This window comes from Colwellia sp. RE-S-Sl-9, from assembly GCF_048296855.1.
Classification (GTDB): domain Bacteria; phylum Pseudomonadota; class Gammaproteobacteria; order Enterobacterales; family Alteromonadaceae; genus Pseudocolwellia.
Window position 1 is genome coordinate 3,174,929 of sequence record NZ_CP182631.1, and the last position, 15,973, is coordinate 3,190,901.

14 protein-coding genes are annotated in these 15,973 nt (G+C 35.7%); 12 read left to right on the forward strand and 2 right to left on the reverse strand.

The features are described 5' to 3' along the window. The first annotated feature begins 88 nt into the window (after nt 1–88). Nucleotides 89–1,639: a tryptophan halogenase family protein gene (locus ACM9HF_RS13760; protein WP_473609662.1), complete on the forward strand. Its 1,551-nt coding sequence runs from the start codon at nt 89–91 to the stop codon at nt 1,637–1,639. Nucleotides 1,640–1,654: 15 nt separating this feature from the next. Beyond that, nucleotides 1,655–2,374, forward strand: coding sequence for a SapC family protein (locus ACM9HF_RS13765; RefSeq protein WP_473609666.1), 720 nt, complete (start codon nt 1,655–1,657; stop codon nt 2,372–2,374). Between the two features lie 100 nt (nt 2,375–2,474). Here ACM9HF_RS13765 and ACM9HF_RS13770 read toward each other — a convergent pair whose 3' ends face one another. Both ACM9HF_RS13770 and cynS read right to left on the reverse strand, forming a co-directional pair. Next, nucleotides 2,475–3,287 carry a formate/nitrite transporter family protein gene (locus tag ACM9HF_RS13770; RefSeq protein WP_473609669.1) on the reverse strand — a complete coding sequence of 271 codons (813 nt, stop codon included), beginning with the start codon at nt 3,285–3,287 and terminating at the stop codon, nt 2,475–2,477. 37 nt (nt 3,288–3,324) lie between these two features. Further along, the gene (cynS, locus tag ACM9HF_RS13775) at nt 3,325–3,774 is read right to left on the reverse strand and encodes a cyanase (RefSeq protein WP_473609673.1); all 450 of its coding nucleotides are present in this window, start codon (nt 3,772–3,774) and stop codon (nt 3,325–3,327) included. 341 nt (nt 3,775–4,115) lie between these two features. Between cynS and ACM9HF_RS13780 the strand changes: the two genes are divergently transcribed. From ACM9HF_RS13780 to ACM9HF_RS13825, 10 genes are all read left to right on the forward strand, one after another. Beyond that, nucleotides 4,116–5,966 (forward strand): sigma-54 interaction domain-containing protein, encoded by a 1,851-nt coding sequence (locus ACM9HF_RS13780; RefSeq protein WP_473609677.1) that lies wholly within the window; start codon nt 4,116–4,118, stop codon nt 5,964–5,966. A gap of 125 nt (nt 5,967–6,091) precedes the next feature. After that, complete coding sequence (locus tag ACM9HF_RS13785; protein WP_473609681.1) at nt 6,092–7,735, forward strand: diacylglycerol kinase family protein; 1,644 nt, start codon at nt 6,092–6,094, stop codon at nt 7,733–7,735. Nucleotides 7,736–7,917: 182 nt separating this feature from the next. After that, complete coding sequence (locus ACM9HF_RS13790; protein ID WP_473618308.1) at nt 7,918–8,841, forward strand: mechanosensitive ion channel family protein; 924 nt, start codon at nt 7,918–7,920, stop codon at nt 8,839–8,841. Nucleotides 8,842–8,871: 30 nt separating this feature from the next. Further along, entirely contained in the window at nt 8,872–9,738 is an 867-nt protein-coding gene (locus ACM9HF_RS13795; RefSeq protein ID WP_473609684.1) for an MlaA family lipoprotein, read from the forward strand. Further along, nucleotides 9,738–12,146: an efflux RND transporter permease subunit gene (locus tag ACM9HF_RS13800; protein WP_473609688.1), complete on the forward strand. Its 2,409-nt coding sequence runs from the start codon at nt 9,738–9,740 to the stop codon at nt 12,144–12,146. The genes ACM9HF_RS13795 and ACM9HF_RS13800 overlap by 1 nt, the downstream gene beginning before the upstream one ends. A gap of 247 nt (nt 12,147–12,393) precedes the next feature. Next, on the forward strand, nt 12,394–12,945 hold the full coding sequence (locus ACM9HF_RS13805) for a BON domain-containing protein (protein ID WP_076420688.1): 552 nt from the start codon (nt 12,394–12,396) through the stop codon (nt 12,943–12,945). Between the two features lie 130 nt (nt 12,946–13,075). Beyond that, nucleotides 13,076–14,068 (forward strand): GGDEF domain-containing protein, encoded by a 993-nt coding sequence (locus ACM9HF_RS13810; protein ID WP_473609693.1) that lies wholly within the window; start codon nt 13,076–13,078, stop codon nt 14,066–14,068. A 271-nt stretch (nt 14,069–14,339) separates the two neighbouring features. Beyond that, entirely contained in the window at nt 14,340–14,642 is a 303-nt protein-coding gene (locus ACM9HF_RS13815) for a hypothetical protein (protein WP_473609697.1), read from the forward strand. A gap of 105 nt (nt 14,643–14,747) precedes the next feature. Next, nucleotides 14,748–15,401, forward strand: a complete 654-nt coding sequence (locus ACM9HF_RS13820; protein ID WP_473609699.1) for a hypothetical protein — start codon at nt 14,748–14,750, stop codon at nt 15,399–15,401. 85 nt (nt 15,402–15,486) lie between these two features. Continuing rightward, the gene (locus ACM9HF_RS13825) at nt 15,487–15,801 is read left to right on the forward strand and encodes a hypothetical protein (RefSeq protein WP_473609703.1); all 315 of its coding nucleotides are present in this window, start codon (nt 15,487–15,489) and stop codon (nt 15,799–15,801) included. Nucleotides 15,802–15,973: the final 172 nt, after the last annotated feature.

Genomic DNA, 15,973 nt, shown 5'->3' on the forward strand with positions numbered 1-15,973 from the left:
ACCTATCAATTATGATGGGTCTTTTTATATATAGACTGTATTATTAGTTTTTATCTCTATTTAGTAATGAGTTAAAGGAGTACTAATTATGAGTAACATAGTTAAATCTATCGTTATTGTTGGTGGTGGTACTGCCGGTTGGATAACAGCGAGTATTTTGGCTTCGCGTTTTCAAGCTAGAGTCGCTAATAATGAACTTGAAATTACACTTTGTGAGTCACCAAATATTCCTATTATAGGAGTAGGCGAAGGTACATGGCCTACAATGGCTGCAACATTAAAAAGTATTGGTGTTTCAGAAACTGATTTTTTTAAGGAATGCGAAGCTTCTTTTAAGCAAGGTTCAAAGTTTGTTGGTTGGGATAACGATCAAGGTGAAGGGTTTTACAGCCATCCTTTTGATGATCTAAAGCATTCAGTAGATGGTGTTTTTGCTGAATATTGGCTTGATCAATCTATTGAAGAGCCCTTTTCAAAGCATTTTTCTGTACAGCATGAAATTTTTGAGCAATCTTTAGCACCTAAAAAAATAACAGACCCTGAATATAAATCATCAACTAATTATGGTTACCATTTAAATGCGGGGCTATTCGCTGTTTTTTTACAAAAGCATGGCGTTAAAAATTTAGGTATTAAGCATGTATTAGCTGAAGTAGAGAAAGTGAATCAAGATGACAATGAAAATATCACTTCAGTCACTTTTGATAATGGTAATAGCATTGAAGGCGATCTCTTTATTGATTGCACTGGCTTTAAATCTTTACTATTGGGGCAAACATTAGGGGTTAAGTTTAAGAGTGTTAATGATATTCTTTTTGCTGACACTGCATTAGCTGCTCAAGTTCAATATACTGATGAAAATGCTCCTATCGCTTCTTATACGCAATCTACAGCGCAAGATGCAGGTTGGATATGGGATATAGGGCTACCAAGCCGGCGAGGTGTAGGATACGTATATTCTAGCAAACATGCTTCTAAACAGCAGGCAACAGACGATTTATTATCTTATATAAAATCTACAGGTGGCAATACTGACAACCTGTCTATAAGAGAGATTAATTTTAAATCAGGTTATAGAGAAAAATTTTGGCATAAAAACTGTGTAGCTGTCGGTTTATCTGCGGGTTTTCTTGAACCCTTAGAGGCTTCTGCATTAGTTTTAGTTGAGTTATCAGCTATGTTCATTGCTGAACAATTACCACTCACTACAAGTGTAATGGATATATCAGCCAAACGTTTTAACGATAAGTTTACTTATCGTTGGGGAAGAGCGATTGATTTTCTAAAATTACATTATATTTTAAGTAATCGAACAGCGCCTTTTTGGCAAGATAATAAAGCAGAAGCTTCTATACCTAAACGCTTGCAAGAATTAATGGTTTTATGGAAAAACAAAATACCTAATGGACATGATTTTGAAGCGACAGGAGAGCTTTTTCAAGCGACGAGTTATCAATTTATATTATACGGTAGTAAATTTCGTACTAAAGCATTGTTTGAACTTGAACCTTATATAAAAAATTATGTAAAGCAGCAAGTAATGCTTAATAAAGATAGGGAAAAACAGTTATTATCTACTCTACCTACAAATCGTGACCTACTAAATAAAATTTATAAATATGGTCTTTCAAAAATTTAATTCATTGAGATAAAGATGACAAAAAATACTATTGAATTACTCGATACGGTGAAGCATCGTAATATTAAAATTAATACATTATTAGTTGATGTTCCTGAGAATCAGATCAATACAGCTTACGTAACTGTAGGTGAGTTAAGTACACTTGTTCACGAGTACGCTATTTTTATAACAAAAAACCCTAATACTGGGCAGTTTCTTATGAATGCTTTATTAGGTATAGAATCAGCTGAGAACCTTTATATACAAAAGAATGTTTGGCAAGCAAGATATTTACCTCTTGAAATATTACGTAGGCCTTTTCATGCGATACTTTCAGAAGAAGGTGACTTTTCTGGTGGTCGTATTGCTTTGGATGTCGCTAATCCGCTAGTTCAAAAAGAGTTAGGTGAAAAAATATTTGATGAAAAAGGGCAAGCTACAGGGTATTTACAACGTATTCAAAATACTTTTGCTCAGCTAATGGCAGGCACGCAGCAAACGAATAAAATACTAGAAGCATTATCTAAATATGATTTATTAGAACCTATAACATTAGAGCTTGATTTAGGGGCTGAATTTCCTTCTAAAATGAATGGATTATACACTATCAATAAAGACAATTTAGCGAAGTTGAGTGGTGAAGCACTTGAAGATTGCCATCAAAAAGGGTTATTGCAAGTATGTCATTTAATAATGAGCTCAGGCGCACATGTTGAAAAGCTTGTTCGTTGGTCTAAAGAAAAGCATTTGTAGATGAACTTCTAAGAATAAAAAAGGCTTCGTAAAGTTAATTACGAAGCCTGAAACTGCTAAATACTCATTTGTATTAATAACATGCTTTTAATAAAGCGCCTTACGAAAGTTTACGCTCAGGCGATGTTTTAACATGCGTTAAATAAAGAGGTAAACCGACTAATAATAACCCACCCGCTAAATTACCTAAAACCGTCGGAATTTCATTCCACAATAAATAATCGTAAACGGTAAAGTCGCCACCCATTATCATAGAAAACGGGAATAAAAACATATTCACAATAGAATGCTCAAAACCCATAAAGAAGAACAGCATAACAGGCATCCACATAGCGGCCATTTTAGCACCGGCAGAAGTTGAAATCATCGCGCCAACCACGCCCATAGACACCATCCAGTTACACAACATACCGCGAATAAAAATCGTTAACCAACCACCAATACCATGTTCTTGATAGCCTAAGGTTCTCGATTCACCGATTGAAGCGACTTTAGCAGCAATAGCACCACCATCAGCCGAATAACCATAGGTTAAAATAAACGACATAAAGAAAGCGGTGGTCATCGCACCGGCAAAGTTCCCCACAAACACCAAGCCCCAATTGCGCATAACGCCGCCAAAGGTAACACCAGGTCGTTTATCCAATAAGGCTAAAGGCACTAACGTAAACACACCGGTTAATAAATCAAACTTCATTAGGTACAACATAATAAAGCCAACAGGGAATAAACAAGCGCCTAAAATAGGGCTGCCAGTTTTAGTGGCTACGGTAATAGCAAAAATAGCGGCTAAGCCAAGAATAGCGCCAGCCATAAAGGCACGAATAATAGTGTCTTTGGTAGACATGTAAACTTTCTGCTCACCAGAATCGACCATTTTGGTTACGAATTCACTGGGTTCAATATAAGCCATGATTATTTCTCACTTAATTTAGTTTTATTATTAATGGTTAGTAAGTTTTGTAAGGTAAAAACTTCCCGCTTAATAGAATTTGAACCCTATCGCCGTTCTCGTTAGGTTCTCGTTTTAAGTCCATATTAAAATCGATAGCACTCATGATGCCGTCGCCAAATTCTTCATGAATAAGTTCTTTAAACGTGGTGCCGTATACGTTAATTAATTCGTAAAAACGGTAAATAAGTGGGTCTGTAGGTACTGCAGTTGGTAATGAACCTTTATATGGAACCACTTGTAGTTGAATAATGGCGTCTTCAGGTAGGTCGAGCACTGCGCCGATTTTTTCAGCTTGATCCGCTGTTAATGTCATCTGGCCTAGCAAAGCGGCTGTTGTCCATTCTTTACTTAAACCGATTACTTCTGCTAAATCTCCCCACGAAACTTTTTTATAAAGCTTTTGAGTCACAATTAATTCGGTTACTTCGTTGCGTGTCATCGTCATGGTATTTCCTCGCTAAGTTTAAAATATGTATTGTTTGAATTTTTACCTAGATGCTTTTATTGATGCGTTGCACTTATTTAGAGCAAAACTCTTGAAATGCTATTAGCTTGGCTAATTTTTTCAAACATAAAACAAACCGTTAACCTGATATAGCGATAACTGTGCCATAGCATTTGTTTTTCTATTCATTTGATTGTTAAGGTAAAAAATTAAAAGTCATTGATTTTGAAGTCAACGATATTTCGTTGATAACGATTTTTCGTGGTTCGAGTAACGATAATTCGTTGTTTGGCCTAACAATTGTATAAATGACTAAGAAGTAATACTGAGGTATAAAGAAAATGCGAGATCATTTGTTTAGCAACGCCCCCACAGCCATGTTGTTAATAGACCCAACTAATAACCAAATTTTGCAAGCCAATAGCAAAGCCAAAAGGTTATTTGCTTTAAATAATAATAACTTAAAAAACTATAAGGTCACGCAGTTCTTTCATGAATGTTTAGAGCAGCTGATACATTTTACTCAGCAAGTACTTATTCAAAAAGATGCATGGTCGAGCGATTTAAGCATTAAAGTGAACAGCGAGATTATCCATTTAGAAATCAACGCAACGCAGATTGATGAACATATATTAATGAGTTGCCAAAAAAGTGTAGAAAGCTTTGCTCGTTATCATCAGGCCATTGTTGAATCTAATTACCAATCAGGTTTAGCGCATTGGCGTCAAAACGAAACCGCTTTTGAAGAAATAGAACGACAAAATCAGCTGTTATTAACCGCGGTAGGCGATGGTATTTATGGTGTTGACGATCAAGGCAATACAACCTTTGTAAACCTAGCGGCAGAAAAAATAACGGGATGGAAAAGAGAAGATATTATTGGTAAAAAAATGCATGAAGTGATTCACCATACTTATCCTGACGGAAGTCATTACCATGCGCACGATTGTCCTATTTACGCGGCATTTAACGACGGTGAAATACATAGCGTTGATAACGAAGTGTTTTGGTCAAAAGAAGGGAAACCTATCCCAGTAGAATACACTAGTACGCCAGTAACTGAACACGGTATATTAATTGGTGCGGTGGTAATTTTTAGAGACATTACCGAGCGTAAACGTATTCAACAAAAACTACTTAATGCTATGGAAGAAGTTGATTCATTAAAGCGTCGACTAGAAATGGAAAATGCTTATTTATTAGAAGAGCTAAACGCCGATTTTAATCATCACCAAATTATTGGGCAAAGTGCTCAAGTGCAGCATATGGTACAACAAATTGAATTAGTTGGGCCAACCAACGCCAACGTGTTAATTATTGGCGAATCGGGCACAGGTAAAGAACTTATTGCTCGAGCAATACATGAAGTAAGCGAACGTAAAGCGCGGCCACTTATTCGTGTTAACTGTGCGGCTATTCCTGCTGATTTATTTGAAAGTGAATTTTTTGGCCATGTAAAAGGAGCTTTTTCAGGTGCAATATCTGATCGAATAGGGCGCTTTGAATTAGCTGATGGAGCCACTATATTTTTAGATGAAGTGGGCGAAATACCGATCCAGTTACAAGGTAAATTACTGCGAGTTTTGCAAGAACAACAATACGAAAGAGTTGGCGACTCTCGTACACGAAATGTTGATGTTCGGGTTATTTCTGCCACCAATCAAGACTTAAGAGCCCTGATAAAAGAAAACAAATTCAGAGAAGATTTATACTATCGGCTTAATGTATTTCCTATTCAATCCCCAGCGTTGCGTGATCGTATCGACGACTTACCGCTACTCGTTAAACACTTTATTAATAAGGTGTGCCGACGTATTAACAAACCACAGCCTAAAGTCTCATTAGCGCAAATGCAGTTGTTAGAACAATACACGTGGCCGGGCAATATACGCGAGTTAGAAAATATAATTGAACGACAAATAATTTTAGCTAAAGGCGATAAAATAACCTTCGATATTTTAGCCAAGCAAACTAACAATATTCAGGTGCCAGTAAAAACAGTAGCGCTATCAGAACTCATGAGCGCAACACAACATAAAGCATTAGAAAAAAGTAATATTGAAAAAGCGTTACAGCAATGCAAAGGTAAAATTTATGGTAACGACGGCGCGGCAGAATTACTCGGTTTAAAACCAACAACACTCTCCTCTAAAATAAAGAAGTATGAGATCAGTCGACATGGGTTTATGTAAATATTACAAAAAACAATAAACAAAGATGGTAGACTTTTTATATTAGTATTACTTATCAGTAACTTACCGTGTGGTCTAGTACTTGCACCTTATTGAATATCGATTCTTAATAAAGGAACATATTCATGGCTATTCATTTTTATTATATTGCCTTAACGCTAATTTTTGCTGTATTGGGCTACTACAGTACATTTTTCATCTCATTTATTTTTTATTGGGCAAGTGCTTCGTTTTTAATTATCTCAACTGCTTATTTAATAAAGCAGCCAGAAATTTTTAGAAAAAACAGTGATGGCAGAATTCCTCTCTATATCAACATTCTATTATGGCCTTTTATTTCAGGCGTTTATGTTTATAACGCGGTTGCAAGACGTTTAGATAAAACCGATAAAATGCACAAAATAGATAAAGGTTTATACGTTGCTACTCGGTTAAACACGCAAGATTTTACCTCAGCTAATATCACCAATATTCATGCGATTGTAGACATGACCGCAGAGTTTAGTGCTTTAGATTGGGGGGCTTCAGCATTAGCGCTAGACTACTTAAATGTGCCAACGCTTGATCATCAAACACCAAATATTGAGTCTTTACGCGAAAGTGTTACATGGATCGATAATCATATTAAGCAAGGGCATAACGTTGTTGTACATTGTGCTTTAGGAAGAGGGCGCTCGGTATTTGTTGCAGCAGCTTATTTGTTAGTTAAATACCCTAAGCTAACGGTAAGAGAAGTACTAGAAAAAATAACCCAAGTACGTACCCAAGCAGGGTTGAACCCTTCACAGCTCAAGCAGTTAGTAAAGTACCGTGAAAATAATGAAATAGAAATTTATCCTAGCGCATGGTTAATTGTGAACCCTGCTGCAGGCGGCGGAAAATGGAAAAAAAACCAAGATAAGGTTATCAATCAGCTTTATAAACATTTTTCACTTACCATTAAAGAAACCACTTTAGAGCTGTCAGCTAAACAATTAACCCAACAAGCGTTATCAAACAATATTAAAACGGTTATTGCTGCAGGTGGCGACGGTACATTAAGAGAAGTTGCCGAGCAAGTGGTGAATAAGCCAATTAATTTTGGTTTTATCCCTATGGGAACAGCCAATGCGTTAGCTCATAATTTATATGGTCATCTTTCTAAAATTAACCCTGTAGAGCTAGCGTTATCGCATTTATGTAGCAAGCAAACCATTAAAATAGATACAGCAACCTGTAATGGAAAAACCGTATTGTTATTGGCTGGCATTGGTTTAGAACACGACATGATCAATTATGCAGACAGAGGTGTAAAAGACGACTTAGGACAATTTGCCTATTTAAGTGGCTTTTGGAAAGCTTACACCCAAGGCAGAGCTTACAAGCTTAATGTCGCGTTCGATAATAACTCTTTTGAAGTTATAGATACCACGAGCTTTATCGTGGCTAATGCAGCTCCCTTTACGAGTGTGCTTGCTCAAGGCAATGGCACGCCTAACTGCCAAGACGGTTTTCTTGATGTTACTTGGATTAACACGATAGAAAATGGTAGCAATAAACTGATGGGGTTGGGCGAGCTTATTTCAGCAGGCTTAAATATAAATAGCTCCAGTAACGCTAATAGTGAATTAACGTCTGTAGATCAAAACATACAAACTCAACGAGTTAAGAAAGTTACTATTAAAAGCGACGAGTTGATTAACTATGTGATTGACGGTGAATTATTTAATAGCGAAGAACTGGTTATTGATATTAATCCTAATGCCTTAACCACGTTTTTAAAACAGTAATAGTATGAAATTATCATAATGAATAACTAACAATTTATTTTGTAAAATTTACTCTATAGGGACATAAAGATAGTTTGAAATAAAATAAATCACTTATACATCAATAACCTATGTTTAGGCGTAAATGTTGCAACATCCATAATATTATTTTGATCGTAGAGGTAACTATGGATTTATTAAACATGGAGCTATTGAATGTAGATAAATATTGGGAGCTTATTGGAAGCAAACTCAGTCGCTGGTTAGAAACAGGTGTACAACACATACCTAACTTAATTGTTGCGCTTGTTTTTATTATCTTCTTTTCTTTTTTTGTACGTATAGCGGGCAAGGTTATACGTAATGTTTTAAGGCGTACATTCGATTCTCGACAAATAGCTGATTTATTATCCGCTATTATAAAAAGCTGTTTAATCATGCTGGGTATCTTTATATGCTTAGACTTTATCGGCTTAAAAGGTACCGTAACCTCGTTACTTGCTGGTGCAGGTATTATCGGCCTTGCTATTGGTTTTGCCTTTCAAGACATGACAGAAAACCTTATTGCTGGCATTGTGATGGGCATCAGAAAACCCTTTAAAATGGGCGATGTTATTGAAGCTAATGGTGTATTTGGTAGCGTTCAAACCATTAATTTAAGAAACACACTGGTTGAAACTTTTTCGGGTCAAATCGAAGTTATTCCAAACAAAATATTATTTCGTAATATTTTAACTAACTTTACTATTTTGGGAAGGCGGAAGGTCGAAGTACCCGTATCTATATCTTATGCCGATGACCCTGATGAAGCGGCTAATGTTATTGTTAGCGCATTAAATAAATGTGATTTTGTTATTAGAAAAAATGAAACCGCTGTTTTCGCTGAAAGCTTTGGCGACAGCGCTATTAATCTGCTAGTTTGGTTCTGGATAGATTACCCCGGCGAACCAGGTTATATGGCGGCTAGGCACGGGGCTATCTCTAGTATAAAAAAATCATTAGAAACAGCAGATATCTTAATTCCATTTCCTATTCGAACACTCGATTTTGGTGCTAAAGGCGGTAAAGAGCTAAGCACAGTATTAACCGAACAATTTCAAACAAAAAATCAAAAAAGCGAATCTTAATCATAATTTCTACATAACTAAGGGGGCAACATGTTAAAAGCTCACAAGAATAATGTTTGTGGTGATGTTTACGTAAAACTTATATACGTAGGTATGGTGTTTTGTTTTTTACTGTTAACTGCATGCTCATCAACCGAATCGATAAATCATAAACAAAACCTAGCTGTAACTCATAGTGTTCAAACGGCTGAAGTGCAAAAAGGGCCGTACGAAACCGAGGTGATGAATCAACCCAGCGTTGTCAGTTACACGGCTCCTGAAGATCCACTAAGATTTATTAACGAACCTATTTTTTCTTTTAACAACGCGGCGTACGAATATGTACTAAGCCCAGTAGCGGCGGGTTATGAAAAAATAATGCCTGAAGTGATTGATCAAGCCATTACTAATTTTTTCTACAATCTGCGCGAACCCCTTTACGCCTTAAATCACTTACTACAGGGTAACTTTGCTGAAAGTTGGGAAAGCATAAAGCGTATCATTATTAATAGCACGGTAGGCATTGCAGGGCTATTTGATGCCGCTGACGACTTAATGGACATAGAAAGAAACAAAACAACCTTTGGTAATACATTGCAATCTTATGGTGTGGGTTATGGCGCTTATATTGTTTTACCTTTACTTGGGCCGTCAGACTTTAGAGACACAGGTTCATTAACATTCAATTATTTTACTCATCCATTAAATTTTATTAATGATGAAAGTGCCGCTCAGCAATTATTAATAGTTGATGGTGTGCACGAGCAAGTTCCGGTGTTATCAAATTATCCGAAAGTGCTTGAAAACGTTGATAACCGCTATGAATTTGTTCGCAATTTATATATGCAAAACGTACAACGTGATGGACAAGAAATACGTAAAGAAGCCTTTAGCGTAAACAATAAAGGTGGCAAGTAATGTTTAAATTTTCTTTAAAAACCTCTGCGTATTTTATATGTATCGCTTTTGCCGTAATTACAGTGGCGTTAGCTTGGCAAGCGAAAGATTTTGAAATTAACGCCTCGGCAGATACTTTATTAGTTGACGATAATAAGCACTTTATTGCGACGCAACTTGCCGACCAGCGTTATGGTTCAGAAGAGTTTATTCTTATTGCTTATCAGCCTAAAACTGAAAGTGTTGTTGACGAAAAAACGTTACAAGCGGTTTCCGAAATAGGTAAAAAAATAGCGACTATTACACGTGTTAAAAAAGTAAATAGCATTGTAAATGTGCCTATTTTTACTGCGGCTAAATCGTTTATTGCTGAGGTAAACACCTTAACGTGGGAAGAGCAAAAATTTTCTAAAAATACGCTTTTACTCAGCTTAAAAAATCATCCCCTTTACGAAGATTTATTAATTAATAAAGAGCAAACGGCTTTATCGTTACAAGTTGTTTTTAAAGCTGATCCTGAACTCACACGCATTAATAACGACATTATTGATATTAAAAAGCACGTATTAACACGAGAGCTTTCTAAAAAAGAGCGAACTCAGCTTAATCAATTAAAAGATCAAAGTGCTCAACTCAATAAAAAATTAGAAACAAAACGTATTAGCGAAATTGAAGAAATACGTTCGATATTAAAGCCTTACCAAAACACAGGCGACTTTTATTTAGGTGGTAATAACTTACTTACGTACGAACTGATCAAAATAATACAAAACGATTTAGTGCTGTTTGGCTCAGCTATTTTTTGTTTAATTGTAATTATTCTTGCGTATTTATTTCGTCAAGTAAGTTGGGTGTTACTGCCTATCATTGGCTGTGCATCCAGTGTGGTTATTACGGTAGGTTTATTAACGGCGCTGGCGTTTAAAGTTACCGTTATATCAGCCAATGTATTTGCACTCCAAATCATTTTGTCGCTCGCCATGATCATTCACTTAATTGTGCATTACCAAGAGCTCGTGAAAAAGCATCAAGACTGGTCGCATCAAGCACTAGTCATAGCGACAATAAAACAAAAAATTAAGCCGTGTTTTTTTGCCGGCCTAACCACCACTATTGGTTTTGGTTCGCTTATTTTTAGTGGTGTACAGCCTGTTATTAGTTTTGGTTGGATGATGGTTGTTGCCATGCTGGTTAGCTTTATTGTGAGCTTGGTGTTTTTCCCTGCATTACTTATCGCTTTTTTTAATAAACAAACCTACGTGACCGAACACAAAGTGGTTGAAAAAAGTATGCAATGGTTTGCTCGTACGGTTATTCATAAACCTAAGCGCATTGTGGTGAGTTCGGTATTGCTAACGGTAATTGGTTTAGGCGGTTGTTTGTTATTAACGGCAGAAAATAGCTTTTTAAATTACTTTGACGAGTCTACCGATGTACGCAAAGAATTAACTTTTATCGACCAGCAATTTGGTGGTTCTACGCCATTCGACCTTTTGTACAATATTCCTGAAAACGAAACAAAAACCGATTTAGTTATTTCAGCCGATACCGTAAAAACCATTACGAACATTCAAAACATGTTGGTAAAAAACGAAGCGATTGGCGCCATAACATCGGTTGCTGACTTTACTAAAATAGCCCAAGTGGTTAATGGTAAACCGTTAACCGAATACGAGTTAACGGCATTGTATAACAGCCTGTCGCCTGACTTACAAAAAGACCTTTTTGGTGCGTATTTCTCTGAAAGCGATAATCAAGCACGTATTTCAATGCGAGTGCAAGACAGCACCGAAGGATTAAACAGGGCAGACCTACTGGCAAATATTCATAAAGAATTAAACACATTAGGCGTACAAAAAGATCAATACACATTAACCAGCTTATTCATATTGTACGAAGACATACTATCGCGCTTAGTTAATTCGCAAATTGTTACGTTAGCCATTGTGTACGGTGCAATGGCAATAACGTTAATGATCATATTTTCATCTTTTAAAGTGGCGATTATTGCCCTGATCCCTAACTTTATAACAACAGCCGTTATTATGGGAGTAATGGGGATTTTTTCGATACCACTCGATTTAATGACCATTACAATAGCAGCCGTCGCGATGGGGATCTCGATGGACGATACCATACATTATGTGCATCGTTATTTGGCCGAATTAAAAAGCAGTAACAACGACAATATCGACACCGAGAACAAACCGAACATTGTGCTAAAAACCAATAGTTCGGTAGGTTATGCACTTATCTATACCACCACGGTTATTGTTGTTGGCTTTGGCTCACTAGTATTCTCAAACTTTGTTCCTAGTATGTTGTTTGGCTTACTTACCAGTATCGCCATGATAGTCGCGTTAGTGACCGACATTACTATTTTACCTGTGCTTTTAAAAAAATATGTTAATGCGCAATCAGGTAAATAGAACTTGATGATGTAAGTAAAGCTTAGTTCGGCTCAAGTAATTCATTAAACGCCATTGTTGTAGCAACAATGGCGTTTTTATTTATCTAGTAAATACGAATGTAACTTTTACATTATGGCTTGTAAAAAGCGCTATAAATAATAACCTAACAAATCGCCAAAAATTAAATATCCTTTAAAAATCAATTTGTTATGGTTTGGCATGATAGTCGCAACAGTTAAAGTGAATTAATTTAAAGGAGAATATTATGAAAAACTCAATTCGTTCTATTGTTACAGTAACGTTATTAACTCTTGGTTCAACTGCAGCTTATGCAGACAACACATGGGAAGATAGATCTAAAGATGCATGGTTAGACGGTAAAGCCGAAAGCACTTTACTATTTAACGGTAACTTAAATTCCTTTGATATAAACACAGACGTTCAAAGTGGCGTTGTTATTCTTACTGGTAAGGTTGATAGCGAAGTAGATAAAGCCTTAGCTGGCGAGTTAGTTGAAAGCTTAGAAGGCGTAAAGTCAGTAGAAAACAAGCTTACCGTACTAGAGAAAGACAACGGTGAAGACGCGCAAATTTTAGTGTCGTTAACCGACTCGAAAGTTGAAGCGGTTGTTAAAACCAAACTGTTACTAGAGTCAGAAGTAAGTGGTACTAACATCGAAGTAGAAGTTGAAAACGGTGTAGTAACACTAATGGGTGAGGTGGATTCAGACAGCGCTAAAGAATTAGCCGTAGCCATTGCTACCAATACTAAAGACGTTAAGTCGGTTATTAATAAATTAGAAGTTGCATTAAGTTAATTTATTAAGCTTTTTAAAAAAGCACACTTCGGTGTGCTTTACTTTATTTAATGCTAAACCCAATACAACTATTCGTGATGAAGCTGATATAATGAGCAAGCGAACATTTTTACATTAAGGAGAATATAAAATGAAACGCCAAGCTTATTTAAAAGAGGATGTTTATCAATTGTCATCTACTCAAAAAAAACTGCATTTAGTATCAAGCACTGAAACTAAAACAAAGTTAACGCTATTGTTAGTGCACGAGTTTGAGCAGCAGTTAAATCAGTGGGTTGATATTTTTGATAATGATTACACCGTAAAAACGGCAGTTGATGCCATAGGTGCTTTAAAAATAATTTTAGATGAGAAAATTGATTTAATTCTATCATCTACCCATTTACCCGACATGTCAGGATTAGACGTGTGTAAATTTGTCAAACAACACGTTACCACCCAACATATTCAAGTTATTTTTGTGAGTGATCACTACAGCGAATTTGAAGAAGAAAAAGCCTTATCATTAGGCGCAATTGACTACATATCAAACGAAACAGGTTCTAATATTTTATTTAAACGTGTAAAAAATCACATGAAATTAGTAAAACGCAGTAAAGAGCTTGAGCAGGTTTCCAAAACCGATGCACTAACGGGTCTAGCCAATAGAATGTCGTTCGACACACAATTAAAAGAAGAATGGCAAGCCGCTATACGAGGCGAAAGTTCAGTTGCACTTATTATGATTGATATAGACAACTTTAAGTTTTACAACGACGAATTTGGCCATGTAAAAGGTGATGAATGCTTAGCACAAGTGGCACAATGTTTAGCCAGCACTAAACACCGTTCTAAAGACTTTGTAGCCAGATTTGGCGGCGAAGAATTTGTTATGTTATTGCCTTTTACCGATTTAGAAGGCGCGAAAAAAATCGCTAAAAATATTGTTGAGTCAGTTAACAACTTAAATATTCTTCATTCACCGAAAGCGCAACATCGCAATGTAACCATTAGCGCTGGCGTTACAGCCTATTCTCCAACCTATAAAAACAAAGCCGATTTAAACCCGTCAGACTTTATTAAAAAAGCAGATATAAAACTGTATCAAGCCAAAAAATATGGCCGCAATAAATACTGTTTTTAAGGTAAGTCATAAAAAAAACAGTAAACAATAATTAATAGAACACATCTAGAAATCCCCTCCAGCAGATCACCTCATTATATTTAGCTTGCCCATTAATTACATGGGTAATGCTGAAACCAATATTATGCCCTCGTAATCATCAGTTAAGTTTTTAAGCTTGGTAATTTATCAGATTGAATTTACTGTGATTTCTGGTAAGTTGTTAGATATGGAAGTGGGCGTTGCATTGAAGCGTTTATATAAGTTGTTGTGTGTCTAAGGAATTTCGACTATGGATTGTCCAAAGTGTAAAGAAAAAGCGATCAAGTTTACTGATTGGATTCGAGCTAAAAATGCATTCTCAACAAGCTGCACTAGCTGTGGTATTAATTTGAAAGCTAATAATTTTGTCTATCTCAACTTTATAATAACTTTACTCGTTATGTGCTTATTATTTCCTTATGTTGAAGATGTTTTAAGTTATTTAGATATACACATTGAAGTTTCAAAATTTAAGATTGTAGTTTTGCTACCTGTTATTTTTATTGGAGGTGTTTTAGGCTGGTGTTTTGGCGGGTACAAAGTTAAAACTTAACATGTTATTACAAAGGAAGGTGGTTGGCTTTTACTTCTTCGTTTCTAAGATTAGCTAACAAGTTTTTTGATTAACAATATTGTATAAGTCATAGGAAATAGGCTCTTGGAATTATATATTATAGTGATTATTCAGTTTTTAATTTTAATGGGTATTGGAAGTCTTTTTTTCTTTAGGAAATTTTTATTCTCTTACTCATCAGAAAAAGGTAAAAATTTAGCTACAAAAGAAGATATTGAAAGTATTACTAAAAAAATTGAGGATGTGAAGTTAGTTCATGCGAAGCAGTTAGAATCAACTAGAGCTGAATTATCCTCTCAAATCAATACTCACGGCTTCAGATATGAGAAAGAATATGAAGTTTTAGCAGAACTTTCAGCTCTTTTAGTGGACGTTCGAGATGCGAGTTTAAGTTTACGTCCAGCATTGGACTTTGTTGTTCCAAATAAGACGGACGAAGAAGTAAAAAAAGAAAGATTAACTCGATACTTTGATGCTTTAAGAGCGCTTTATGTCATTCGTGAAAAGAAAAGACCTTTCTATCCTAGCGAAATATATCAATCAATAAGAGCTATAGAAAAAGAGAGCCGATCGGAGTCTATAGCTTATCAATACGATGATCCAAATGAAGGAAATAAACAGATAGCTTATTGGGATAAGGCAAAAGAAAACCAAGATAAAATTACAGAATTGGCTGAAGATTCTATGGGTAAGATTAGGGAAAGAGTCACTAAGTGGGAAACTTTGACAAGTGGTTGATAACCACACATTCATAAGAACTTTTTCTACGTAGTTTTTAAAGGCTTAGTAAAGCATTACAATACTACTTAAAGGATTAAGGATAGTGCCACATATCGATGAATCGTCACCACGCATAGCCAAATCATCAATATCCCTAAATAAACTCGTTTTGTTGGTTTGTTTACTTGTGATTGCATACTTTGGGTATGACAGATTTACTTTGCATCAAACAGAGCAACAAGAAACCGCAGTTTATATTTTAGAGCCTCAATTTAATGATATTTATTTTTTAGATTTAAGGTTACTCAATGGTAAATTAGATCTTAAAAACAAATATCAATTAGCTAAAGTTGTTCGTGTTAGTGAGGACAATGTAGCTATAGTTTATGGAAAGTTTTTCTATCAATGGCAATATTAGTATTCGGTATGGTGATCTAAGTAATAGTAACTATTTTACGTTAATACCGGATTACATTCCTTTGAATAAAATCAAAGAAATGAAGAATAATGGGTCTATTTATTTAGTTAAACGACCTATTGGAAATAAACTCTATGGTCACGCTGTTAGTCATTAATAAAGCACAAGATAA

What these genes read in the sequence shown, in the direction of transcription:
- ACM9HF_RS13760 (WP_473609662.1), top strand. Translation starts at nt 89, where the DNA reads ATGAGTAACATAGTTAAATCTATCGTTATTGTTGGTGGTGGTACTGCC.
- ACM9HF_RS13765 (WP_473609666.1), top strand. Translation starts at nt 1,655, where the DNA reads ATGACAAAAAATACTATTGAATTACTCGATACGGTGAAGCATCGTAAT.
- ACM9HF_RS13770 (WP_473609669.1), bottom strand. Translation starts at nt 3,287, where the DNA reads ATGGCTTATATTGAACCCAGTGAATTCGTAACCAAAATGGTCGATTCT.
- cynS (WP_473609673.1), bottom strand. Translation starts at nt 3,774, where the DNA reads ATGACGATGACACGCAACGAAGTAACCGAATTAATTGTGACTCAAAAG.
- ACM9HF_RS13780 (WP_473609677.1), top strand. Translation starts at nt 4,116, where the DNA reads ATGCGAGATCATTTGTTTAGCAACGCCCCCACAGCCATGTTGTTAATA.
- ACM9HF_RS13785 (WP_473609681.1), top strand. Translation starts at nt 6,092, where the DNA reads ATGGCTATTCATTTTTATTATATTGCCTTAACGCTAATTTTTGCTGTA.
- ACM9HF_RS13790 (WP_473618308.1), top strand. Translation starts at nt 7,918, where the DNA reads ATGGAGCTATTGAATGTAGATAAATATTGGGAGCTTATTGGAAGCAAA.
- ACM9HF_RS13795 (WP_473609684.1), top strand. Translation starts at nt 8,872, where the DNA reads ATGTTAAAAGCTCACAAGAATAATGTTTGTGGTGATGTTTACGTAAAA.
- ACM9HF_RS13800 (WP_473609688.1), top strand. Translation starts at nt 9,738, where the DNA reads ATGTTTAAATTTTCTTTAAAAACCTCTGCGTATTTTATATGTATCGCT.
- ACM9HF_RS13805 (WP_076420688.1), top strand. Translation starts at nt 12,394, where the DNA reads ATGAAAAACTCAATTCGTTCTATTGTTACAGTAACGTTATTAACTCTT.
- ACM9HF_RS13810 (WP_473609693.1), top strand. Translation starts at nt 13,076, where the DNA reads ATGAAACGCCAAGCTTATTTAAAAGAGGATGTTTATCAATTGTCATCT.
- ACM9HF_RS13815 (WP_473609697.1), top strand. Translation starts at nt 14,340, where the DNA reads ATGGATTGTCCAAAGTGTAAAGAAAAAGCGATCAAGTTTACTGATTGG.